This window comes from Ignavibacterium sp., assembly GCA_032027145.1.
In the GTDB taxonomy this organism is placed as follows: Bacteria; Bacteroidota; Ignavibacteria; order Ignavibacteriales; family Ignavibacteriaceae; genus IGN3.
The window spans coordinates 580,766-606,682 of record JAVSMP010000001.1 but is presented as its reverse complement, the minus strand read 5'-3'; the positions used below and the strand labels follow the sequence as shown (position 1 = coordinate 606,682).

The window sequence follows — 25,917 nt, the reverse complement described above, 5'->3', positions numbered from 1 at the left end:
GGGGTGAGAAATTTAATCTTAAACTAAAATCAGGAGATTAAGAAACATTTGATTACAAAGCTCTTTAAATAATAAAGGTAAACAGAATACAAAAGATCAATCTGTCTTTATCAGTTTAATCAGTTCAATCTGTGTTCCAATCCTTTTCTTTTGCATCTATTCCTGTAAGGGAACAAAATAAGACTAAGCAGTTGTTTTTATTTTAGGACTAAAAAATTAACTAACAATACAGAGTATAATCTGTTTAAAGTTACGGAAAGCTCAGGTAATGGGAGCCGGTAAATAAAGGTTGCAGGTATGATTAATTCTTGAAAGTTTATATAGCAGCCATTGGGGTTCTGAAACAAGTTATTCAACTTTCAAGTTATTTCCAGCTTGATCAATAATATCTTAATTTAATTTTTAGTCAAAACTGGTTTTGATTTTTTTATCGCTTTGGGCTGATTAATGATTAGCCTTGTTTTGATGTATTTGAGTGATTTTTATTTTATAACTAAAAAAACACACAGTAATAAAAATCAAGGAAAATATAACTGATACAAACAGCCACAATTGATAATTGTTGTTAGTAATTAATCCAAGTAAAAATGGTCCTGTTTTATAATTCAATAAATATAATGCGGGCGAGTATTTCCAGCTTAAATAAAGCGAGTTGTTAAGTAATACGTAATTACCAAGCTTTTCCTGATTTATATAGATAGTATGTAAGTATGAAAAAATTTCTCCAATTGAAAAGAAAAGTTGTTGAATTATACAAGTCAGACTGAAAATGCTTATAAGTATAAATTGTTTTAATTTCTGTCTTTCAACTACCTCTTTAATACCAATTGCAATAGGAATAAACAGAAAAGGAATAATTATTAAAAGATATCGGGGTCCTAAAGCAAAACCAGCGTGCCAATCACTTCTGCTTGCTAAAAAGAATATTCTTACCAATATCATCCCAATAATAGCTGTTGATAAATGTGGATACCTTTTATGAAAGGGCTTCCAGAAATAAATACTTAAGAATACAATCGGTGAATAAATAAAAACTCCTTTGCCGGCACTAAATAGAAGACCGAATATACCAGGCAGTGGATTAGTATAAATTGCGTAATGAGCTAGTGGGTCAGCAGATCTGCCCGTCTCAAATATATTTCCGAACCTTGCATAATTGTAATATAAAAGAAGACTACAAAAAATTACCAATCCCGTTGTAAAATGTAAAAGTGCCCCAACAAAGTGCTTTGTTTTAATCTTAACTTTTGATTCTTGACCCAATAAAAACATATAATAAAATGGAATGGAAAGTACAGCAGATATGTGGGCTGTTATAGCCAATCCTAAGAACAATCCCGAATAAAAATAATTTCTAAATTTTTCATTTTTAGATTTTCCTTCAGTTTCATTATTTATTATAAATAGAAAAGAAATTATTATGAGTAAAGTACAAAGAGGTTCGCTGAGAAAAGATCCAGTATAAGAAAAAATTAAAGATCCGAATGAATAAATAAAGGTTGTATAAAAACTTATCCAAGTTGATTTTGTCAGGTTTAGTATTAAATAAAAAAACAACACACCAGATAATGCTCCAACAAAAACATTAAAAAATGAAACAATAAATCTCTCATAATGTCCGTTAAATGTCGGAGGTTTTTCATTGTTGAGATAATAGACTCCGGCAAGTTCTCCACTATTGTTCACATGAAAACTAAGAGGAATTATATCATTATCTACTAAAAAGATATTATTGTTTTTCAGATAATCAGCAACATATAAGAACGGAACTGCAAGTATAGACTCTGCTGGACCAAAAATTGAATAACGTTTATTGTCTTTCCCGGGTCCTAACCCAAAATAATCCCAGCTAATAGGCTCCTGCACTGCAAATTCATGCTGATGTAATAATGATTCAGTAGTTCTAAAAACTATTTCACTATCTGGTGAACGAATTCCGCCATAATTAAAAAAACCATATACAATCAGGTTTGTAAAGAAGATGATTACAGGGAATAGAATTTTTCGGTTCATAGTATATACAAAATGATATCTTAAATCCGGTGTTTATAAGATATAAACTGATTCATAAATTTAATTTTGTTTTTATTGCACTGATCTTTTCAAGTACATCTGCATTATCATTAAAAATTATCATTAATTCACTAACCTCCTCCTGCTTGTTTAGTTCTAAAGATAGAGAGATAAACTTTTCAAGTAATGCTGCCGATCCATTAACCTTTTTATAAATAGTGTCTCTCATAATTGCAAATGCTTTATCGGTTTGATTGTTTTGCTGATAAAATCTTATTAAAAACTCCCTGATACTAAATTCATCAGGTTTTAAACTAATAGCATGGATAAGTTGATTTTCAGCATTACTTAAATCTTTAATGTGATTATAATAATTATACAATCCGATATATGGAAGAAATTTCTGAGGGTAATCAATTTTAACAGCGTTCCAGAAGGATATTGCATTTTTATAAACTCTGATTTTTGTAAAAGTAACCGTGCTTAAAACTAATATATAAAGGATGATAATACCATAACTGTAGATTTTTTGTTTGTCAAAGCTAATAGCCTTTAAAATTTCTGCAAGTATAAAAACAAACCCAATAGCCGGAAGGTAAGAACGACAGTCCCAATAAAAAAAACCATCCTGCATCATTGTTCTAAAAACCATTCCGGGTATAAGTAACACAATTAACCAGATTAGTCCAAAGTAATAGCGAAATCTATTAATTTTTTTTAATAAGAAAGGAAGTATAATCAAAACTGATAGAATGAATCCGCCCAAAATTGATGTGAATAAGTCATTACCCGGCAGGGCTTTAATTCCCGCTGGAATAATAAATTTTGAAACCGTTTGAGGCAATACTAAAATATTTTTGTAATAAGTTAAGAAAGAAAATTTATTGATGTGAACAGATGGTGAAATTGCTAATCTGAGTAAGTAATACAAACCAAAAACAATAAAGAACATTAACAGCAAACTGATGCTGCTTTTGTTTAACAACATCTCTTTCTTTTCTATAAAGTAGAGAACTAAGAAAAGAAATGGAACAATAAGTGAAACCTCTTTGGACAAAAAAGCAAAAAAAGTTAGAAGAGAAACAAAAACTAACAACTCAATACGATTATTTTTAATGAAGTGCAGGAAAACGTATAAAGCTGCAGCTGAAAAAAACCCAGCAAGTAAATCCCCGCGCCCGGCTATCCAGCCAACGGCATTGATATGGATTGGATTTACAGCAAATACTAATGCACCAATTAACGCAGTAAAAACAGTGTAATTAAGCTTTTGTAATATAAGAAATATTAAAAAGGCTGTTAAAAGATGAAGTAAGAAATTTGTAATGTGGTAAACAGAGGCAGAATTGTTGAAAAAAACAGAATTAATAATAAACGAAAGAGAAGTGAAAGGTCGGTAATAATGACCATCGAGAAAATTTGATGTAAAAATTGAAGTAATCTTTTCACTAAAGTTTGTTTCTGAAGAATGTTCATAAACAAGGGTATCATCATCTAAAAAAATCAAATTGTAAAAATTCGATTGAAAGTAAATTATTGAAACAAGAATTAAAATAGTAAAAAAACTTTTTCTGCTGTTAAGCTGCATTGTTGTTTACTTTTTGTTTTTTTGCAATCAGTTGAAATAATAATTGTCCGATTAAAATATTTTGTTCAAATTTATCCAATATTATACCAGAAAACCTCTGCAAAATTATTTTAGAAGAAAAAAATGAGGATGTTAATCAACCAGCTCAGAATACAATATATTAAACTCTCTTTATTTTAAGTACAAAATTAACAAAGATTATGAAATGAATTCAGAATGACGACTATTTTGTATGTTGAGCGAAGTCGAAATACGACAGGAACAAAATTCAGTCTTCGTCTCCGCTCAGACTGACAAATGGGTGTTGCATTGAACGAAGTCGAAATGTGACAGAAATAAAGGTCAGTCTTCGTCTCCGCTCAGACTGACAAATGGGTGTCACGTTGAACGAAGTCGAAACGTGACGGAAACAAAGGTTCAGTCTTCGACTCCGCTCAGACTGACGAATAAGTGTCACGTTGAGCGAAGTCGAAACGTGACGGAAACAAAGGTTCAGTCTTCGACTCCGCTCAGACTGACAAATGGGTGTCACGTTGAGCGAAGTCGAAACGTGACGGAAACAAAGGTTCAGTCTTCGTCTCCGCTCAGACTGACAAATGGGTGTCACGTTGAGCGAAGTCGAAACGTGAAAGAAACAAAGGTTAGTCTTCGTCTCCGCTCAGACTGACAGGAGCAAATTGTCTTACCCCGTCTTCGATATTCAATTAGGCATTCCATAAATAATTTGGTTTAGTAATTGATAGGTTAAATAAGGTTTTAGTTCTTAATTTTGACGCATCTAAAATTTTTTATTTATTAATGGAAGCTAATGAAAGAATCAGCTCAAAAAGGCAAACCGGTTTTGGGATTATACAAATATCTTCCGCAAATAATAATAGTTTGTATGATCTTGCTGGTTTATGTTCAGAATCTCTGGTTTGATTTTGCATATCTTGATGATAATCTTATTGTTTTTGCTGAATATGAAAAAATAGACAGTCTCTCAAAAATCCCCCAAACCTTTGTAAGCGGTTATTTGTTGGATAATTATTACCGCCCTATGGTAATGATAAGTTTTATTATTGATACTGCTATTGCTGGTCAATCTTCGATGATGTATCACCTTACAAATCTTCTTATACATATCATGTTTTCCTTACTGCTTTTTAGTCTTTTACTTAAGTTTGAAGTACAAAAATTAGTTGCGTTTATTTCGGTTATTATTTTTGCCATACACCCAATTAATTTGAACGCAGTATCTTGGATAGCAGGTAGAAATGATTTAATTGTTGGATTATTTTCAATTATAAGTATTTTGAGCTTTATTAACTATGTTTATACTAAGAAAACCCATCTTCTTGTTATACATTTAATTACATTTATTTTTGCAATGTTCTCTAAAGAAATAGGAGTTATTATTCCTGTTTCTTTAATTATTTATCTTTATCTATTTAACCGCAGTTTTTTTAACAACAGAAAAAAGATAATAAAATTGGTTTTAACCTGGGGAATTCTTACTTGTGCGTATTTATATCTGCGATTATTTATAGTAAAGATACAACCTCAAGAACAAATTGGGATATATATTTTTCTAAAAAACTTATACATAATATTTGAGTATTTTGGAAAATTGTTTTATTTGCCAGCCATCATTCCACTTTCAATAAAAAATTATACTCTGATTTTTATTGGATTATTCAATTTGCTGCTTTTGTTTTCAATAATAATCTGGAAAAAATTCTATACAAACAATAAATTTACTTTTGGATTAATCTTTTTTGTTGTTTTCATAATACCTTCTCTGATGGTTAGACTGCAAACAAAGGATGGCAGTTTTGTCTATCTTGATTGTCGATTATATCTGCCTATGGTCGGCTTGATTTTATCATTTGCAGCTATTGTAAGTAATATAAAAATTAATAGAATATTGAAATTATTTCTTTCAATTACACTCGTAGTTTATTTGTTGATATTTTCATTTATTAAAAATCGACCGTATGATAATGGTGAATCTTTTTGGTCCGAGGTTATCAAAAATCACCCTAATGAACCATACAATTATATTGGTATGGGATTTTATTATTATGATAATAAAGAATATAAAAAGGCAGCGTTATATGCTGAAGACGCTATAAGAATTAATCCAACAATAGATCAAGAGTTTTATCAGAAAGCAGCGCTTGCCTATGAGTCTGCCGGCGATTTTCTAAAAGCAAATGATGTATTAGAAAGATCATTGAAGATTGATAAAGATAATCCTGTTACCTATATGAATCTGGTTAAAAATTATTTAAGAATAAACCAAACAGATAAAGCTGACAAATGGTCAAAAAAATTCCTTGAATTAAATGTAAGTGATAAAAAAGCATTTGAGGATTTATCTTCATCTATATCATATTATTATACTCAGGCTAAGCAGTACAATTCTGCAGTTGAATTTATGAAGAAGGCGGTAGAGATTTTTCCTGATAATCCGGTTTTTAACAACGATCTCGGTGCATTGTATGTAAATATTGGTGCATTAGATACTGCAAAGATTTATTTCGAGAATGCTGTTGCCATTGATCCCAATAACATTTCATTTAGGAAAAATTTAAACTTTGTTTTAAGTAAGTTAAAGTAAATTTTACCTGAAAATCCAAGATTACTCAACTCCTTTTTTAAGTGAATAATGGATATCTATTCTTGAATGAAGCAAAATACTTACTGACTGCTTGAAGATTATTAGAAAATCAATAAGCGAATAACATCAAGCTGCCTGCCTTATACTGATTATCCTACGCTCTGTTTATTTTGATTTTGATACTATTTAGAATAATTATAAACAATTTTTCAGAAATCTTTACTTATAAAATTCTTTATCTTTTTGAAAATATTACCTGTAACTATTACCTGCAATTTTAAGAAATTTATAAATTTTAACTGATTTTGTCGTCTAATACAGAAAAAAGCAGTAGTATTCTCAAATATGCCGCATTATTTCGGTAAACATTACCGTTAGAGTAAAATCTGCCGTAAAATTTTATGTAATTATTACTGGTGCAATTTCTTCCCTGATTACAATGTCATCAATAAATCCAGTTGATATGCAAATCAAATGAAAAAAGGGATAATAGCGTTGAAATTTATGAGAATTCTTCTTGCTGTTTTTATAAAATACCGGCAATTGGCTTGGCACAAATAATGAATAGACAAGAACAAGTTTGAAAATTGTTCTTTTAGAAAATTAACTAAATAAATTCATCAATAACTTAGGAGGCTCAAATGGGTCAACAACAACTTCTCTTAATCGTTCTTGGCGTTATCATAGTTGGTATTGCTATAGTAGTAGGTATTAACTTGTTCAATGCTAACGCTGAATCATCAACTCAGGATTCTATAGTAGCACAAGGCACAAACATTGGTGCTTTGGCACAGCAGTATTACAAAAAACCAACTGCGCTCGGCGGTGGTGGTAATAGTTTTGTACCATCGGATCCTAATGCTACTTCTTTTACCACCTATTGGAATGGTCTTCCTACTAACTTAAAAACTTCATCAGATGCAATATGGGCAGATCCTACTCCTACTGATTCTCAGATAGTTTTTATAGCAACACCACAAGATGCATCATACGAATGGACTGTTGCAACAACAGTTACACCAACTCAAATTTATTCAAAAGTGGTTCAATAGTAGTAGTTAGCTCTATTGACATTACAAATACAATAATAATTGTATTCCGGGCTGCCTTATTGGCAGCCTTTTTTGTTTTAAAAAATTGTGTTTGTTTAATGATAAAACTCAATGTCACATTGAACGAAGTCGAAACGTGACAGAAACAAAGGTCAGTCTTCGTCTCCGCTCAGCCTGACGAATAAGTGTCACGTTGAGCGAAGTCGAAATGTGACGGAAACAAAGGTCAGTCTTCGACTCCGCTCAGCCTGACAGGTGAGAGCCACATTGAGCAAAGTCAAAATGTGATGGAAACAAAAGTCAGTCTTCGTCTCCGCTCAGACTGACAGGAACAAAGGTCAGTCTTTGTCTCCGCTCAGCCTGACGAATAAGTGTCACGTTGAGCGAAGTCGAAACGTGACAGGAACAAAGTTCAGTCTTCGTCTCCGCTCAGCCTGACGAATAAGTGTCACGTTGAGCGAAGTCGAAACGTGACGGAAACAAAGTTCAGTCTTCGTCTCCGCTCAGACTGACAGGTGATAGTCACTTTGAGCGAAGTCGAAACGTGACAGAGACAAAGGTTCAGTCTTCGACTCCGCTCAGACTGACAAATGAGTGTTGCATTGAGCGAAGTCGAAACGTGACAGAAACAAAGTTCAGTCTTCGTCTCCGCTCAGACTTACGAATAAGTGTCACGTTGAGCGAAGTCGAAACGTGACGGAAACAAAGGTCAGTCTTCGACTCCGCTCAGACTGACGAATTAGTGTCACGTTGAGCGAAGTCGAAACGTGACGGAAACAAAGGTCAGTCTTCGTCTCCGCTCGGACTGACAAATGAGTGTCACTTTGAGCGAAGTCGAAACGTGACGGAAACAAAGTTCAGTCTTCGTCTCCGCTCAGACTGACAAATAGGTGTCACGCTGAACGAAGTCGAAACGTGACGGAAACAAAGGTCAGTCTTCGACTCCGCTCAGACTGACGGAATTAGTTCCAGACAACAATGTAGAATCGGGACTTGTCCAATCCTTTAACAACTCCTCAAAAGTTGCAATATATGGAAACCCTCGTTAACTTTGCAAAAAGCAAATCTATGAAATATTTTGAAACAAGATTTTTAGAAGAAGCTGCTGATTTCATTTCCAGTCTGGACAAGAAATCAGCTGCTAAGGTTTTGTATAACATTGATCTTGCTGAACAAACAAACGATCCTAAACTATTTAAAAAACTCAAGGGGGAAATTTGGGAGTTTAGAAGTCAATATCTGGGAAATCAAAATAGACTGTTAGCATTTTGGGATAGAACAGAAAGCACAGAAACTCTGGTTTTTGCAACTCATGGATTTGTCAAGAAGAGCAGAAAAACACCTCAAATAGAACTTGAAAGAGCAGAAAGAATAAGACAAGAATATTTTAATCAGAAAAGGAAAAAATAATTATGTCAAAGAAAAAATTGAAAAGCTACCCGCTTTCTAAGATGAAAGATAAATACATCGGTAAAATTGGCACACCAGAAAGAGAAAAATATGAATATGCACTACGAATGGATATTTTAGGTAGAATGATAAAAACAGCTCGTCTTGAAAAAAAAATAACACAAGAAGAATTAGGAAAATTAATTGGTGTGCAGAAATCCCAGATTTCCAAGCTTGAAAGCAGTGCAAACAGTGCAACAATAGACACAATATTAAAGGTATTCAAAGCGCTGAAGGCAGATATAAACTTTAATGTAAAGATTGAAAATAATTATATCCAACTCTTATGAAGCGGTCATCCTTCGTCTCCGCTCAGACTGACAGGTGAGTGTCACGTTGAGCGAAGTCGAAACGTGACTTTAAGAAGAGAATAATTAGTGTCAGTCTTCGTCTCCGCTCAGACTGACAGGTGAAAAGCTCATACTATCACTCTCAAAATCTTTTTCGTACCCACCGATTGTTATCTCCTTTACCATCAAAACAGATTAACAATAGTAATATTTAATGTAAGTATATTTTACACGACTTTAGATTATAGGGACTTATTTACCAAATATTTTTGGCAAATAATTCATTTCTAAGCAAAAATCGAACAGAAATTCTGGAACTAAATTTGAGTAAACCGTCCAAAGAAAAATTAACAAGTATCGAGTAAAAAATGGTAGAGTATAAATTTACAGCGCAAAAGATAAACGGACAGACTATATCCGGAACCCTTACTGCAGAGACTTCGATAGAAGGTAAGAAAAAGATTCAGCGTCTTGCAGAAAAAAATCAATTAAAGCTTTTATCCACTGAGAAGAAGTCAACCTTTCTTTATAGAGCACAAAAAGGTACCGATAAACCGATTAAAGGTGAACAGAAAGCATTTAACAAAAAAGAAGTTGAAGATGCACTCATTCGTTTAGGATATAAACCTTTAGCTGTTAACAAAAAATTGCTGGATTTTCAGGCAAAACCACCAGTTGCTGATATAGTTACATTTGTTAAGATAAGTGCCGAACTTTTGGAACAGAAATTAGCATACGGAGAAATCCTTACTTTACTTATTAACGATACTCAGAATCTTGCACTTAAGAATACATTGAAAGAAATTAATAATGAATTGAAAAAAGGAGCCGATAGCCAGGTAACATTTTTAAAGTATCAGGATATATTTGGTAAGTTCACTGCTTATATGCTTGGTCTTGCATCCAAAAGCGGTAATATGACAGAGATTTATCTTGCAACTGCAAAATTCTTAGAACGAAGACAAGAGTTTAAAAAGAATATGCGGAGTGCGCTGATTACTCCGCTAGTTACTGTGTTTGTACTTTTTTTGGCAGTGATATTTTATGTGGGATATATTTTTCCTGAAACAGCAAAATTATTTGTACGGTTTGGTGTAGAGCTTCCGCCGATGACTGCTTTTACATTGAAGATAAGTGACTTCCTGATTGAGAATCCATACTTAGTCGCTGCGTTTTGTATAATTCCGCCTATTGCACTTTGGCAGTTTACTAGAACTGAAAAAGGTAAGTTTCTTATCGATCAGTACATTCTTAAGCTCCCAATAATTGGAACACTGATACATAAGACACTTATAGAAGTTTTTTGCAGAGTGTTTTATACTCTTTACAGCGGCTCAGCAGAAAGTATTGAACCAATTCGGATTGCAGCAGAAGCTAGTGGAAACGCTTATTTTGAAGATAGAATTAAAAATGTTGCAATTCCTTTAATGATAAAAAAAGGAGTTGGTGTAACAGATGCCTTCGAAGCATCGGGTGTATTTACAGAAACTGCTTTATCAAGATTTCACTCGGGTGAAGAAACCGGAACTATCAAAAACACTGCTTTACAGTTAGCTAATTATTATGAAACCGAAACTGTTTATAAGTTAAAAAATCTTATTGAGATCATACAAGTGTTTATTGCAATGTTTATAATGGTGGTGATGATATTGTTAACATTAGTCTCAGCAGAAACTGCAACTGTAAGACCAAAGACACCGGGTACTGCATCTGTTAGTGTTAATTTTGAGCAGGATAAGGTTTGATATAGTTTTATTTGTTGTTACGTTGAGCAAGAGTTAAAACGTAACTTTAAGATAAGTATAATTAGTATCAGTCTTCGACTCCGCTCAGACTGACAGGTGATAGTCACGTTGAGCGAAGTCGAAACGTGACTTTAAGATGAGAATAATTGGTATCAGTCTTCGTCTCCGCTCAGACTGACAAATGGTTGTCACGTTGAGCGAAGTTGAAACGTGAAAGAAACAAAGGTTCAGTCTTCGACTCCGCTCAGACTGACAAATGTGTTACCCGGGCAGTGTGGCTCTGGTTAAATGAATAAAATATTTTTTGCATATCTTATTAAGAATATGAACAAATTAAAAACTTTATTATGTTTAGAAAAATAAATTTTGCGAATATTGAATGATTGATACCAGCCTTGAGATGACAGATAAGATCGGTTACCTTTTATTTAAAAAAGGAATAATCGATGGGCAGACGCTTGAAAAGGCAATTACTGCTAAAACAAATGATAGAAGTAAGATAAAGAGAAATCTTGCCCAAATACTTGTACAGGATTTTAAGTATGATCACGATACTATATTCCGCGAAGTAGCAATTCTTTACGCTTTCCGAGAACTTGAAACTAAACCCGAAGAGATTTCAGACGCCAGATTGGAATCAATAAAGAATATGATTACCGGCTCCGGTGAAGCGTTAAAAGATTTGATATTACAACACAAGATCATTCCTTTTATGTTCGATGACCGGAATAAAGATAAACTTATACTTGCAGCTATCGATCCGACTGATAGGAATATACCCAAAATAGCATTCGGACTCAGTGCAAAGAAGTATGAAGTAATATTTATTCGTAAAGCTGATTATGAAAAACTGATAGAAAAAATCCTTCCTCCGGAAAATCTGTTCCTTAAAGTAATGGAAGAAGATGCTCAGATGATTGATATTGAGGAACGGGAGGATTCATCGCTTGACGAACAGGCACTTGATGCAGAAATAAATAAAAGCGCTTTAATAAATCTTGTTGAAGGCGCACTGGTTGAAGGTGTCAGAAGAGGGGCGAGTGATATTCACTTTATTCCTAAAGCAGGCAACAAAACTCTGGTAATGTTCCGTATTGATGGTAATCTGCAGACATGGCATATACAGGAAGGCACCTTGCCCGAGGCTGTAGTTGCAGTAGTTAAAGATCGTGCTAAAGGTATGGACCGTTTTGAAAGAGAAATGGCTCAGGATGGTTTTATTCAAAGAGATATTGATGGTATAATAATTAGATTCAGAGTTTCAATACTGCCGATGGTTGGTACGGAATTAAAAAATAAATTTGAAAGTGTTGTAATAAGAATTCTTGATGACAGAAAAGTTATACGTGATCTTGATAAACTTGGTCTTGCAGGTACCGCACGAAAATCATTTGAGAAAGCAATTAATGAACCACAGGGAATGGTTATACTTACCGGACCAACCGGTAGCGGAAAAAGTACAACACTTGTAGCAGCTTTATATCAGGTGATAACTCCGGAAGTTAATGTGCTTACGGTAGAAGATCCTGTAGAGTATGTAATTGAAGGTGCCAGACAGCTAAAGATTGGTTACAAGATGAATTTTGAACAGGCGATCCGCTCCATACTCAGACACGACCCTGACATTGTACTTGTTGGTGAGATGAGAGATAAAGAAACTGCTGAGATTGCTATCAAACTTGCTAATACAGGGCACTTAACATTTTCCACTCTTCACACGAATGATGCACCAAGTGCTGTATCAAGACTTTATAAAATGGGGATAGAGCCGTTTCTTATTGCTTATGCAATTAATCTTATTGTTGCACAGCGGCTTGTAAGAAAGCTATGTCAGAAGTGTAAAAAGAAAGTAGTAAATTTTGATGAAAGCCTGATGTCTGCTGCAGGGCTTAACATTGCTGAGTGGCGTAATTATACTATTTATGAGGCAGCTGGCTGTGAAGAATGTAATGGAACCGGTTATAAAGGTCGTTTAGCAATACACGAAGCATTATACTTTACTAAAGAAATAAGACAACTAATTGTAAAGTCAGGGGTTGAAGTTGATGAAGAATCACTTAGAATCCAGGCGAGAAAAGATGGTACGTTAACTTTGAGGGAAGCTGGTCTTGAAAAAGTAAAGATGGGATTAACATCTATCGAAGAAGTGTTAGCAGGTACCAGCGAATCGTAAAATTTCTTACGCAAGTGTAAATTTTACATAACATTTATATCAAAATAAGATAATTATTACAGTTTTTACGGAATTCTATTAGTTATACAATGGTATAGTTTTATCTAAGATATTAAAGTATTTAAATAGGTTTACATTGAACATTAATGAAGAAAAAAGAATACTTGAAAACTTTTGCAGAGCAATTCCTGAATCTATATTCGGTCCGGATAGAGTACATTATATAATTGAAAACATAGATAAACTTAAGGATAATGAGAAGTTACTTCTGAGGAAGTTTTATAATAAGCTTCTTACAAACATGATTGAGAAAGAAGCTTCGGATATTGAAATTGGCGGACATGGTAATGTAGGTTATGTATGGATGAGAGTTTTTGGAATAAAAGAGCGGGTGAAAGAAATACCACAATTTACTAACGATGAATCTGCAGTTATTATAATAAATCTTCTTAATGTTAATCAGAGAGAGCAATTAGCAAAGAGACGAAATTTAGATTTTAGTTATACCTTCTTATACGAAAGAAGAAATATTAACGTAAGATTCAGGTCTGATACGTATTTTGATCTTGACACACTTACGATGAATATGAGAGCAATCAATCAGATAATCAGACCGCTCTCTTCTCTCGATTTTCATCCGAATATTGTAAGAGCATTAAGTCACGGTTATATAAAATTTGGTCTCTCATTAATTACGGGTATTACCGGTTCGGGTAAATCGACAACACTGGATTCAATAATTGATCATCACAATAAGATGGATCCCTGCCACGTAATAATTATTGCAGCACCGATAGAGTTTGTACATACATCTAATATTTCTCTTATTAAACACAGAGAAGTAGGCAGAGATGTTTTATCATTTAAAGAAGGTATTGTGCAATCTTTAAGACAGGATCCTGATATAATAGTAGTTGGTGAAATGAGAGATCCTGATACAATTATGGCTGCTCTGGAAGTTACTGATACCGGACATAAAGTTTTTTCAACACTGCACACTTCCTCAGCGGTTGAATCAATAGACAGAATTATTGCAGAATGCGATCCGGTAGAACAGGAAAGAGTTAGAAACAGATTGGCAGACGTTTTAATATCAATAGTATCACAAAAGCTTGTTCCGAGCCTTGATGGCAAGCGTGTTTTGGCTAAAGAAGTATTACTTGTAACACCAAGTGTTAAAGCTGCAATTAAAAATAATAACACCAGCGAGATTTATATGATGATAAATCAGGGCGGTGCACAAGGTATGATTACAATGGAACAAGATCTTAAACGTTTGTATCTTGCAAAGAAGATTTCATTAGAAACGGCAATTACTTATGCCAATAATAAAACAAGAATTCAGCAAATATTAGCGGCTTAAATTATGAAAACAATAGCCTGCATTTATTGCGAAGGCAATGACACAAAACTTGCTGTCGTAGGACATGAAAAAAACGGCAGCAGATTAAAAGTACTTAGCACAGCCTCAGTTGATGTGGTTTCCAGTAAAACGGATCTTCATCCGACTGCAGGATTTAACCTTGATGCTGACGGGCTTCAGCTTGAAGGCGATGGTGCAAAGGATACTGCATTTGGCAGCCCTGAACTTGAAGCACCAAGTATTAGCTCTATTGGTGCGGCTTTAAAAGGAATAAGTCTCAGCAAACTTGAGTTTATTCCTGCTCTTACAGAACCAGCAATTTATTATCATCCTTTTGACGGCAGAAAGGATTTAAAGGGCAATAAACTTCTTGACGAAATTATTCTGGATATCAGACAAAGCAAAGGCATGAACGTTGAGAGAGAAAGCCTTGATTACACTGAACTTTCTGATGGTTCTTTGTTATCTGCATTTGTCGATGGTCCTGTTGCCTGTGTTAATCTCTTAGATAATATTGCGGAACACCTGGGTAAAAAATTCTTTAAAGTTCCAACAATAAAAAGTGCTGATATCTCACTTGCGTATTATGTTGCAAAGAGGAAGAAATTTTTCCCGGATGACCAGAGTCTGGTTGTTTATATCGGAAAAGAGTATAGTAAACTAATATTTCTTCAGGGAAGAAAACTTAAACATATCGGTACAACTCTGGATATCGGTACAACCAATCTTCACACCTATGATGTATATTTTTCTAAAATTCTACTTGAAATGGAAAACGGCGGAATTACATCCTTAGATAATATTATTGTATGCGGTGAAGATGATTCTGAAAATCTGATACTTTCTTTTTACGGTACTTTTCCCGAAGCTAATGTAAGCAGATTAGAGTTTGATGATCTTGACATATCACAGGTTGACGAGGAGACTAAGGCAAAATTCTCCAGCTACAGCGTTCCAATTGCAGTTGCAACAGAGTTCTTTGATGAGATTGCAAAGGAACATAAGGGAATAAATGTATTACCAAAATATATTTCTGAAGAACAAAAGTTTTTCCAATTTTCATGGCATAGTTTTGCAGTTCTTCCACTGCTGTTCCTTGCTGCTTTTCTGTTTACTCTTAAAGTTTTACAAAACAACAAAGAACTTTCAAGACTCGATGAGGAAATCCAGCAGAAGAATATGATAATCAGACAAAACCAGGAAACGTTAAGTAAAATATCTGAATTGGAAGGAAAGATCAGCAGCTTTGGTCAAACACAAGCTATACTTGATTCTGCAGCAGTTGGTACCGGGATTTGGAAAAATGTTCTTAAAGATATCTCTGCATTCTGCGGCAGCAAGCAGAATATTTGGATATCCAGCATAGTCAGAGACAATTCCAATTCTATTAAGATAGAAGGATATTCTTTGTCAAAATATTCTCCAACTGATTTGGCATTTAGTTTTGAAAATGCCCGACTTAATAGCATGATGAATGAAGCATTGCGTGAAAAAAATGCTTATAAATATAATTTAACATTTGATATTACTTCATATCAGAAAAAGAAATGAATAAAAAATTAAGAAGCACTTTGGTTCTATTAGCTTTACTGCTAATAATATTAATTGCAGGAGGTTCTTATCTCTACTTTGTACAAGGAAAAGATCTTAACAAAAAAAGAGATAATCTTAAAGAACTACAGGCAAAAGCATTAGATCCGCAGGAATTGTTAGCTCAATACCAGGATCTATTAGAAAAATCCGACAAGCTTGATTCAATTCTTGCCAACCGGGAGTTTAATATTCCTCAGAACTTATCATCCATTAAGTTTTACAACTTCGTGAATAATGTTACTAATGGATTTTCTGATAAGGCACAGGTTAATATTGAATACATTGAGCAAAAGCAAGAGAAGGAGTTTTTCTATCATGATTATAAGCTAACCGGTTTCGGCTACTTTAATGAGGTTTATAATCTGATTTATGCTATTGAAAATAGCAAAGAGCTTAAGAAAGTAACAAACATTAATCTTGGAAATCTTGTTCAAACAAAAGAAGGTGAAAATCCTGTTTATCTGGTTAACTTTACTGTTAATGCAAGAACTTATTTCTCAAGAGATAACAGATTTGCACCGGCAACATTTGTGGAAAATAACCTAAGCTCACCTACTCTTTATGATGGATTCTATCCATTGATCAGAAATGAAATACCTCCTAATATTGATGAATTGCTTGATGTTCAGGGCGCAACCTTGTTAGCATTGATTCCCGAAGGAGCATTTATTGCTGACAGTAAAGGTAATACCTATTTAATATGGGAGGGTGAACAGGTGTATCTGGGTTACTTAACAAAAATTGATTACCAAAACAGCCGTGTAAGTTTTATACTTAACAAAGGCGGAATAATTGAAAAAGTTGATCTGCAGTTAGATCGAACAGATTTATTAAAGAAATAAGAATGAGAAGTAAAATGAAAACAATTTTATACTCACTGTTAATAGTTTTAATGTTCATCGGTAACTTATTCCCGCAAAAATATTGGGAAAGAAGACTAAAGGATTATAACAATCCAGATGAACTTGTTACTATGTCTCAATCATTACCTTTTAGTGAAGCAATCGCACTGCTTAGTAAGGTAAGTGAAAGCACGACTGGAAAACGAATAGTGTCAACTGTCGTTTCAGATAAACCAATTGGTCTTGAAATCGAAAATCTACCTTATGATAAAGCCCTGTTTATGATTGTTCAGTATAATGGCTATATTATCGAAGAGAAGGAAGATGTAATTGTGATTAAGAGAGTACAACAGGAAGAAGTAAAACCCGAAGATATTTATGCTTCTGTTGATTCACGCGAAATTAAAATTTCTGCAGTATTCTTTGAAGTAGATGTTGCTGAAACAAAAGAAAGAGGAATAGACTGGAAGTTTTTATTATCACAAAACGGGTTAGATCTGGGAACTGAATTAAATACACAAACTCAATCACAAAATCAGAGTGCTGCAAGTCCTTCACAATTTAATGTAAGTGGTTCTGGCGATTTTAATCTGGGCGATTTTTATGGTCAAGCTACAGCAATGTTCAGATTTTTTGAGAATGAAGGATTAGGTGAGATAATTGCGTCACCAAATATAACTGTTAGAGATAAAAGGCAGGGCAGAATACAGGTAGGATCAGATTTTTCTGTCAGAACAAGGGATTTTGCTGGTAATACAGTTGAGAAATTCTTCCCGACTGGAACTATTATAGAGGTTACTCCTCATGTTTATAAAGAAGATGGTATTGATTACATTCTTCTTAATATTCAGGTTGAAAGAAGTTCATTCCAATTAAATGAACAAACAACTGAAATAAAAAAGACAAATGCTTCTACACAAGTACTGATGCTAAATGGTGAGGAAACAATTTTAGGTGGATTGTTTGTAAATGAAGAGACAATAACCCGCAACGGAATTCCATTCCTTAAAGATTTACCTTGGTGGGTATTTGGTATAAGATATCTTACTGGCTCAGATCAAACAGTTGTAAGAAAAAAAGAACTGGTTATTTTATTGAAGACTGAACTGCTCCCGACATTAAAAGAGAGACTGGAAAATCCTACTCAGAATCCGCTTAATTCTGAAGTGATAAAACAAAACAATAGAATTAAGTATTATCAAATGGAATCCACAAGTTCATCCTTTAATGAGAAAAAATAGAAATTTATAATGGAATCAATTCTAATTGTTGATGATGATTTAAACCTTTGTACTGTTCTTAAAGAAGAATTAGAGGAGGTTGGATATAACTCAAATTTTGTAAACAGCGGCTATGAAGCTCTGGATTTCTTAAAGAACAACCCGGTTGATTTGATTTTGCTTGATCTTAAAATGCCGGCAATGGATGGTTTTGATGTATTAAAGGCGATTGAGCAAAATCAAATTAAAGCAAAGGTAATTGTGTTAACAGCTTATGCCGATGTTAAAAGCGCAATTGATTCAGCCAAAATGGGTGCTACTGATTTTATTAGCAAGCCTTATGACTTTGACGAGCTTCTGATAACAATTAGGAAAGTATTGCAAAAAGAATGAAATTAAATGAAAATAAGCTATCGTATAATTCTTGTTAATCTGCTAATAATTGCAGTTGTGCTGGGAAGCTCCACAATTGCATTCTATTCTATAATGTATAATACATTAACTTCCCAACAATCCAAAAACCTAATTAATTCATCACGAAATTTTATTTTTGCTTACCGCTCATTAATGAATGACATTGATGAAGAGTTCTGGAATTATGCTAAAAATAATACTGATCTGTTGTTTTCTAACAGAATATTATCCGGCGGTATAAACGATTTCTTTTTTGAAGCTGCTGCTGATTCTCAAAACATTATCCGTTACGCAGCCAAAAGCTTGGTTGAAATTCCTAAGAAACTTACAATAGATGAGTTTGTAAAATTAAATCCTTATGCGGTTATAAATTTAAAAACACTGCAGGGAAATAAAATCTATTACTACGGTAAAATTATCAACAGCAGTTTGTTGGATGATTTTTCCAAAAGAATAGGCTCTGATATTGCTTTGCTATGGGATGATATTACAACTGAGATTTCTAATTATAATAGTAATTTTCAAAATCTTTACTTCCTTAGTGAAGCGAATAAAAAGCTTCAGAAAAACAATAGTCTCGAAGTGTTTGTTAGCAATACTGAAACCGCAGATATAATTGCGGCTCAATACAAAATTGATAAACCAACAAAATTTGGAAATGAACTTTCTATAATAATATTTAAATCTATAAGCGAAGTTTCTGATCTTAGACGAACTCTCACAGAGATTACAATTATTATAGGTGTTGTTGGTATTATCATTGCATTATTATTAAGCTATATATTAACTCACAAAATAAGGTTAAGAATCAGCGATCTTAATCTTGCAGCCGCAAAAACAAGCGCCGGAAATTATAACATACATATTACCGATCCAAGCAATGATGAAATAGGAAATCTTGGTAAAACATTTAATCTGATGATTGATGAACTTAAGAAGAGCCAGCAGGCAAAAAACGAATATTCGGATTTTATCACATTAATAAATAAGAATGCTTCGCTAACAGAAATATCAAACGCAGCATTAAAGAAAATACTGGATACCTGTAAGTTTCTGGCAGGTGCACTTTATTCAGTTGATGATGATGAGGTTAGTTTAATCTGCACTTATGGATTAAGCAACACTGTAAATAACAGAGAGCACAATGAGTTTTTCAAAAATATAATTGAATCTAAAAATGAAGTAGAAATTTTGTCTGAGGATTTACTGCCTGTTGTTCAAACCGGTCTGACAGGCTTGAAAATTAGTTATCTGCTGCTGCTTCCGGTTATTTATAATAATAAAGTAGTTGCAATACTGGAATTAGCTTCTATTAATAAACCCTCTCCCGAAGCAACAGAATATCTTGCAAAGATACAAGAGCAGATGGCAATCGGATTGACAAATGCAAAAGCGCTAGTACAACTTGAAAATCTTGTTGCTGAGCTGAAAGAACTTAATGAAGAATATCAGAAACAAAACGTTCAGATAAGGAAACAGCACGATACATTGCTTGAAATGAGTAATCAGCTTAAAATCAAAGCTGAAGAGCTTGCGTTTCAAAAGGAAAGAGCTGAAGATTCTACACGGTTAAAATCCGAGTTTCTAGCCAGTATGTCACACGAACTTAGAACTCCTATGAATTCGATTCTTGGTCTTACTGAGTTGATACTTGATAAAGCGCAGTTAAGCACCAAAAACAGAGAGCGGCTTGAAGTTGTACTTAAAAGCAGTAAAAGATTAATGAATCTTATTAATGATATTCTCGATCTTTCTAAAATTGAAGCCGGCAAAATGGAAATCAGAGAGGATGATGTTTTACTGGAAGATCTTATTGAGGAAGTTATCACTACTGCCCAGCCGCTTGCCAAAGAAAAAGGATTAACGTTTAATGTTAAACGTTATTGTAATACCAGAATTATTATAAATACTGATAAAGGAAAAATTAACCAGATACTAATTAATCTCATAGGAAATGCAATTAAATTTACACACCAGGGAAATGTAGAGTTAAGCATTTCAATACTTGCTGAGAGGACACTGCAGTTTTCAGTAAGTGATACTGGAATTGGAATTTCTGAAGAAGAGAAAAAAATAATATTTGAAGAGTTTAGACAGCTTGATGGAACCACCACAAGAAAATACAGCGGTACAGGACTTGGTTTAGCCATTTCGAGAAAGATTGTTGATTTACTTGGCGGAAAGATATCTGTAGCCAGTATTGTTGGTGAAGGTTCTGTTTTTTCAGTGTCTTTTCCGATAAAGTTCTCACAGGAAAAGAAAAAAGAAAGTTATACTAATGTTAATGCAGCAGCTTTAAGAAAGAACAGAAATAATCCAATTTTAATAATAGATGATGATGCTGAAGTAAGATATACAGTATCTCAGTATTTAATCTCGCGGGGCTATCAAACTATTTCCGCTGAAGACGGTGAAACCGGAATTAGGATGGCAATTGAGAAGCAGCCTTTTGCAATAACGCTTGATATTCTACTTCCAAATACTGATGGCTGGAGTGTACTGAAAGAGCTGAAAGAAAATCCTTTAACAAAAGATATTCCTGTAATTTTAATTTCAATTCTTGGAGATAAAAACACTGGTTATAGCCTTGGTGCTTTTGAATATTTTATTAAGCCGTTTTCGTCAGAGAAACTATTAACTACATTCAACAGACTTGAATCAATTGTTCAAAGACATGTTCAGAAAATTGTGATTGTTGATGATGATGAATTAGAATTTGAAAAGTTCACAAATGAATTTAAGGATGAAAAATTATCAATTGAATTTATTAAAGATAGTGAATTTGCCTTCAACAAAATTGCCGAAGTGCAGCCAGATCTAATTATCCTTGATTTAATAATGCCTAAGGTAGATGGTATAACTTTAGCTAATAAACTGAAATCGAACAGTACGACAAAACAAATTCCGATAATTATAAGTACGGCAAAGGATCTTACAGAAGAAGAAAAAAGATCACTTAATAATATTGTTGAAATGATCGTTACCAAAACTAAAAATCAACCCTATGATGTCCTTAAAGCTGTCAGAGATAGGATTATGTTAATCGAATCAGAAATATCTAACGATGAAGATGGATTTAACAATCAGGATTTTGAAATAATAGAAAATGAGGATGTGTCTGATGAACAATCACTTGATGTTTTAATTGTTGACGATGATTCTGATACTCTTTTCACTTTGAACGAAATGGTTCAGGCTGCAGGTTGTAAAACCTTTTTAGCAAAGAGCGGAATTGAATGTCTGAGAATTTTAGAGCAGACAAAGCCCGATTTGATTTTACTAGATATTATGATGCCCGAAATGGATGGATTCCAAACATTAAAAAATATCAGAAGTAATACTGACTTAATTGATATTCCGGTTTATGCTGTAACAGCTAAGGCAATGGTAGGTGATAAAGAAATAATATTAAAACATGGCTTTAATGATTATATAGCAAAACCTGTAAACTCAGCAGTAATTTCAGGAAAAATTTCACAATTAATTTCAAGAATAAAGTCGCATTGATATGAAAAAAATATTAGTAATTGATGATTTACCGGAAAATGTTTTTATGCTTCAGGATAGGTTAGAGCATGAAGGATTTGAAGTTTTAACTGCTTATGATGGTTATACAGGTATTGATAAAGCAAAAAACGATCAACCAGATTTGATACTTTTAGATATTATGATGCCCGATATAACTGGTCTTGAAGTCTGCAAGATTTTAGTTAATGACCCGGTAACTAAAGATATTCCGATTATTCTTGTTACTGCAAAATCGGGTGCCGAAGACACGAGGGAAGGATTAGAAGCCGGTGCATTTGATTATATTAAAAAACCATTTAATCGAGTGGAACTTCTTGCTCGGGTTCAATCGGCACTAAAACTATCTGAAGCTCATAAGTTGTTATTAGCATCCGAAAAGAGAGGTACTTATATAGCCACTGTTGTTACTGCTAATCATAAAATCAAACAACCTCTTACATTATTAAGCTTATCATCTGCTGCAATAAAAAGAGAGCTAAACAAGGATGATATATCAAAAGAAGGAATATTAAAAAGAGTAAAATATATTGATCTCGCCGTTAAGGAAATTACTGATGTATTAAATCAACTTAATGCAATTAAAGATCCGATATTGTCCAACTATACACCTAATATAAAAATGGTTAAAGTTGATGATGAAGAAGAGAAAGATGAGAATAAATTAAATTAAAGATTTTATAGCTTCAAGCATTGTATCAAATTCATAAGGCTTCATAATTTTCTTGCTTACATTATAGAGTTTCAGTTCATCGTCATCAAACCTCAAACTTCCTGATGATAAAATTATCGGCAGCTTAAAATTAAGATTCCGAATCTTAATAATACATTCCAGTCCATTCATAACCGGCATATTGTAATCAATTATCAGGAGATCCACTTTTAATTCTTCAGTTAAAACAGTTAGAGCCTCTTCACCTGATTTTACCTTGATTATATAATATCCACTTGATTCAAGCATCTCTGCCAACAGTTCGCTCAGCATTTCTTCATCATCAGCGAGCATTATTATTTTATCCTCTACTTTTTCTTTCTTCGAATCTGGAGGTTCAAAAACAGGCAAGTAAACATCAAAAGTAGTTCCTGTTCCTTTTTTACTTGTTACTTCAATATGCCCTTTGTGTGCCTTAATAATTCCATACGTAACATATAAACCCAAACCAGAACCTGTATCCTTTTGCTTTGTAGAAAAATAAGGATCAAAAATTTTAGATATATCAGCTTCATCAATACCAGAACCAGTATCACTTACCGAAAATTTTACATATTTACCTGTTTCCAGCAAAGGATAGTTAATTGAATTGGAAGAATTAATCAGAAGATTTGATGCGCTTAAGGTTATTTTACCTGTACCCTCAATAGATTCTTTTGCATTTACACATAGGTTTAATAGAATCTGATAAATTTCAGTACCATTGCCGAGGATATTGTGCAAACCTGAATCTATTTTTTCTTCGAAAGTAATTGAATTAGGAAAAGTTTGTGTAACAATTTTTGAAAGCTCACTCATTAAAAAGTTAGGCATCACAATTTCTTTTCGTTTCGCGGTAGGTTTACCGAAAGAAAGTAAACCTTTAGTTAAATCTCTTGCCCTTATAGAACAATTTTCGATATTATCAATAAGTTTAGAAACATTTTCAGTTTTGGGTACGCGATTACGAAGTAGATGAAGACTTCCGAAAATACTTGAAAGCAAATTGTTAAAGTCGTGAGCCATACCGCTGCTTAGTTTGCCAATTGTTTCAAGTTTTTGTGCTTGTAGTAATCTTGACTCCAATGCGGTGTTTAGCTCCCGGGTTTGAATATTACTAATTGCAAAAGACAGAAGAGTAGAAAATTGTTCTATATCATTAATGTCTAATGAAGAATATGTTCCCTCTTTTTTTCCAAGCAAAATCTTTGCGTGAAGAACATTATTAAAATAACAAGGAGAAATACATATCGACTCGCAACCTAGTACCTGAGTAATTCCGTAACCGATATTGTTGTGATGATTAAGTGCAAGCAATGGTCTTTTATTAATATCCAGCCACTTATTTATAAAAGAAGAATTGTATTTGATACTCTTCTCAACTTCAGCTTTATCGGTAATGAAGTTAAACTCATCGTTGTAAATAAATTTAACTATGTCATTTCCATCTTGTAGAACAACAATACCAAAATTACTGCTAGTAATTTCTAAACATCTTAGAAGAATTTCTTCAGCAATAGTATCAATTGACTTTTCTTTTACAAGTAATACAAGAAGGCTTTGCAGCTCTCTTTGAAAAAACAAATTCCTTCTGAACTTCTCTTTATCTGACTCTTGTTTGAACTCAGAGTCAGATATCGGCAGCATTTCTATCAGATAGGCAGTATTTTTTTTTCTTGAGTCGGTTATGATTGGTGTAATGACGATGTTTTTATTTTTATCTGCAACAGGAACAACAAATGATTTTGGGGCATTTATAATTACAGGATTATCAGGTGTGTTAATACCGAATAACGATTTTAAAGATATTCCCTTAAGTTTACCAGGTCCAATATCTTTCTTAAAACTTTTATTATACCAGAAAATCTTAAAAGTGTTATCTGCAAGAGCTACAGAAGTTGTCTGAAGCTCAAGAAGATCAAGCAGCTTGTATTTTCTGATTATCTCATCAGACATTCAGTCTAATCTTGTTTTAGTTCGTATTTCTTTATTTTAGTATAAAGAGTCTTTGGGCTGATACCAAGTTGATTTGCTGTAACTGTTCTATCCCAGCGATTTGCATCTAAAACTTTTCCAATATGCCATCTTTCCAAATCTTCCATACTTAATATTTCAGAGGGGATATCTACATTACCCATTCTGCCTGCTTCTTTGTAAGCGTAAGTGTTGGGTAAGTTTAAGTCTTCAGGTTTTATATAATCACCCTCAGCAAAAATGATAGCTCTCTCAATAATATGTTCAAGCTCTCTTACATTACCGGTAAAATTGTAGTCTTCAAGAATCTGTGCAGCTTCAATAGATAATTTCTTAGGTGATCTTATAGGAGATTTTGAATTTAAGAAATACTCTGCTAAGATAATTATATCTTCTTTTCTTTCTCTCAATGGCGGGATAGTTAATGTAATAACATTCAATCTAAATAAAAGGTCCCGTCTGAAGTTTTTAACATCAGCTTCTTCAAGAAGGTTTCTATTTGTTGCACCAATTACTCTAACATTTGAGTTAAGATTAGTTATTCCGCCGATTCTTCTGTATTCGCCATTTTCCAAAAATCTTAGAAGTTTAGGTTGAAGAGTTAAACTCAACTCGCCAATTTCATCAAGGAATAAAGTTCCGCCATGAGCGATTTCGACTAAACCTTGTTTTGTTGATTTTGCATCAGTAAATGCCCCCTTTTCATGTCCAAACAATTCACTTTCGATTAATTGATCGGGTAACGAAGCACAATTTATTACTACAAATGGTTTATCTTTTCGGGCAGATTGTTTGTGAATATATTCAGCAAATAACTCTTTACCTGTTCCGGTTTCTCCTTCGATTAAAACATTTGAATCAGATTGTGCTGCTTTATTTGTCAGTGTTAAAACTCTTTGAAGGGCTTTACTTTCACCAATAATTTTTTCGGAGTGATTTTTTTGTGCGACTTTTTTATACAGATTTTTCTCGACAATTAAATCTCTGTGTTCGATGGCTCTTCTAACAGTTAGAACAAGCTCATCAAATTCGTATGGTTTGGTAATATAATCATAAGCACCATTCTTTATACATTGAATTGCTTTTTTAATATCAGACTGAGCTGAAAGAACAATAACTTCAAGCAATTCATAACCGGAATCCTTAATGAATTTCAGAACCTCTTCCCCCTGAACTTCACGCATATTCAGATCAAGAAGCAGGACATCGTAGTTTTTGGCTTTAATTGCTTCGATGGCATATTTACCGTCATAAACGGCATCAACAGAGAATCCTTCTTCAAGCAATTGTTCTTTTAGAAGATAACAAAGTGTTTCGTCATCATCACATACAAGAATTTTCGAGTTTTTTGAATTATCTATCATTTCCCACCGATAAAAAATC

Annotated in this window: 17 protein-coding genes; 13 read left to right on the top strand and 4 right to left on the bottom strand. The window is 33.5% G+C overall.

Translation table 11 applies throughout. The features are described 5' to 3' along the window. Positions 1 to 444 precede the first annotated feature (444 nt). Positions 445 to 2,013, bottom strand: coding sequence for a phospholipid carrier-dependent glycosyltransferase (locus ROY99_02370; protein ID MDT3695206.1), 1,569 nt, complete (start codon positions 2,011 to 2,013; stop codon positions 445 to 447). A gap of 52 nt (positions 2,014 to 2,065) precedes the next feature. Then, complete coding sequence (locus ROY99_02365) at positions 2,066 to 3,601, bottom strand: glycosyltransferase family 39 protein (protein MDT3695205.1); 1,536 nt, start codon at positions 3,599 to 3,601, stop codon at positions 2,066 to 2,068. Between the two features lie 808 nt (positions 3,602 to 4,409). Between ROY99_02365 and ROY99_02360 the strand changes: the two genes are divergently transcribed. The 13 genes from ROY99_02360 (at position 4,410) to ROY99_02300 (ending at position 22,542) form a co-directional block, all read left to right on the top strand. Further along, the gene (locus ROY99_02360; GenBank protein MDT3695204.1) at positions 4,410 to 6,203 is read left to right on the top strand and encodes a hypothetical protein; all 1,794 of its coding nucleotides are present in this window, start codon (positions 4,410 to 4,412) and stop codon (positions 6,201 to 6,203) included. Between the two features lie 641 nt (positions 6,204 to 6,844). Next, positions 6,845 to 7,255: a hypothetical protein gene (locus tag ROY99_02355; protein ID MDT3695203.1), complete on the top strand. Its 411-nt coding sequence runs from the start codon at positions 6,845 to 6,847 to the stop codon at positions 7,253 to 7,255. 1,032 nt (positions 7,256 to 8,287) lie between these two features. Continuing rightward, a complete protein-coding gene (locus tag ROY99_02350; GenBank protein MDT3695202.1) occupies positions 8,288 to 8,665 on the top strand; it encodes a type II toxin-antitoxin system RelE/ParE family toxin in 378 nt (125 codons plus the stop codon). A 2-nt stretch (positions 8,666 to 8,667) separates the two neighbouring features. Further along, positions 8,668 to 8,994: a helix-turn-helix transcriptional regulator gene (locus ROY99_02345; protein ID MDT3695201.1), complete on the top strand. Its 327-nt coding sequence runs from the start codon at positions 8,668 to 8,670 to the stop codon at positions 8,992 to 8,994. A 368-nt stretch (positions 8,995 to 9,362) separates the two neighbouring features. Then, entirely contained in the window at positions 9,363 to 10,739 is a 1,377-nt protein-coding gene (locus ROY99_02340; GenBank protein MDT3695200.1) for a type II secretion system F family protein, read from the top strand. 379 nt (positions 10,740 to 11,118) lie between these two features. Further along, positions 11,119 to 12,912 (top strand): GspE/PulE family protein, encoded by a 1,794-nt coding sequence (locus ROY99_02335; protein MDT3695199.1) that lies wholly within the window; start codon positions 11,119 to 11,121, stop codon positions 12,910 to 12,912. A gap of 136 nt (positions 12,913 to 13,048) precedes the next feature. Then, positions 13,049 to 14,275 carry an ATPase, T2SS/T4P/T4SS family gene (locus ROY99_02330; protein ID MDT3695198.1) on the top strand — a complete coding sequence of 409 codons (1,227 nt, stop codon included), beginning with the start codon at positions 13,049 to 13,051 and terminating at the stop codon, positions 14,273 to 14,275. Between the two features lie 3 nt (positions 14,276 to 14,278). Then, the gene (locus ROY99_02325) at positions 14,279 to 15,826 is read left to right on the top strand and encodes a hypothetical protein (GenBank protein MDT3695197.1); all 1,548 of its coding nucleotides are present in this window, start codon (positions 14,279 to 14,281) and stop codon (positions 15,824 to 15,826) included. Further along, on the top strand, positions 15,823 to 16,710 hold the full coding sequence (locus tag ROY99_02320; GenBank protein ID MDT3695196.1) for a hypothetical protein: 888 nt from the start codon (positions 15,823 to 15,825) through the stop codon (positions 16,708 to 16,710). Before ROY99_02325 ends, ROY99_02320 begins: the two co-directional genes overlap by 4 nt. Before the next feature lie 14 nt (positions 16,711 to 16,724). After that, the gene (locus tag ROY99_02315; GenBank protein MDT3695195.1) at positions 16,725 to 17,951 is read left to right on the top strand and encodes a type II and III secretion system protein; all 1,227 of its coding nucleotides are present in this window, start codon (positions 16,725 to 16,727) and stop codon (positions 17,949 to 17,951) included. A gap of 9 nt (positions 17,952 to 17,960) precedes the next feature. Next, on the top strand, positions 17,961 to 18,323 hold the full coding sequence (locus tag ROY99_02310; GenBank protein MDT3695194.1) for a response regulator: 363 nt from the start codon (positions 17,961 to 17,963) through the stop codon (positions 18,321 to 18,323). Between the two features lie 6 nt (positions 18,324 to 18,329). After that, positions 18,330 to 21,851 carry a response regulator gene (locus tag ROY99_02305; protein ID MDT3695193.1) on the top strand — a complete coding sequence of 1,174 codons (3,522 nt, stop codon included), beginning with the start codon at positions 18,330 to 18,332 and terminating at the stop codon, positions 21,849 to 21,851. 1 nt (position 21,852) lies between these two features. Further along, positions 21,853 to 22,542 (top strand): response regulator, encoded by a 690-nt coding sequence (locus tag ROY99_02300; protein MDT3695192.1) that lies wholly within the window; start codon positions 21,853 to 21,855, stop codon positions 22,540 to 22,542. On the opposite strand, the gene ROY99_02295 is transcribed toward ROY99_02300, so the two are convergent. Further along, positions 22,534 to 24,516, bottom strand: coding sequence for an ATP-binding protein (locus tag ROY99_02295; GenBank protein ID MDT3695191.1), 1,983 nt, complete (start codon positions 24,514 to 24,516; stop codon positions 22,534 to 22,536). The genes ROY99_02300 and ROY99_02295 overlap by 9 nt on opposite strands. 5 nt (positions 24,517 to 24,521) lie before the next feature. Continuing rightward, positions 24,522 to 25,898, bottom strand: a complete 1,377-nt coding sequence (locus tag ROY99_02290) for a sigma-54 dependent transcriptional regulator (GenBank protein ID MDT3695190.1) — start codon at positions 25,896 to 25,898, stop codon at positions 24,522 to 24,524. Positions 25,899 to 25,917 lie beyond the last annotated feature (19 nt).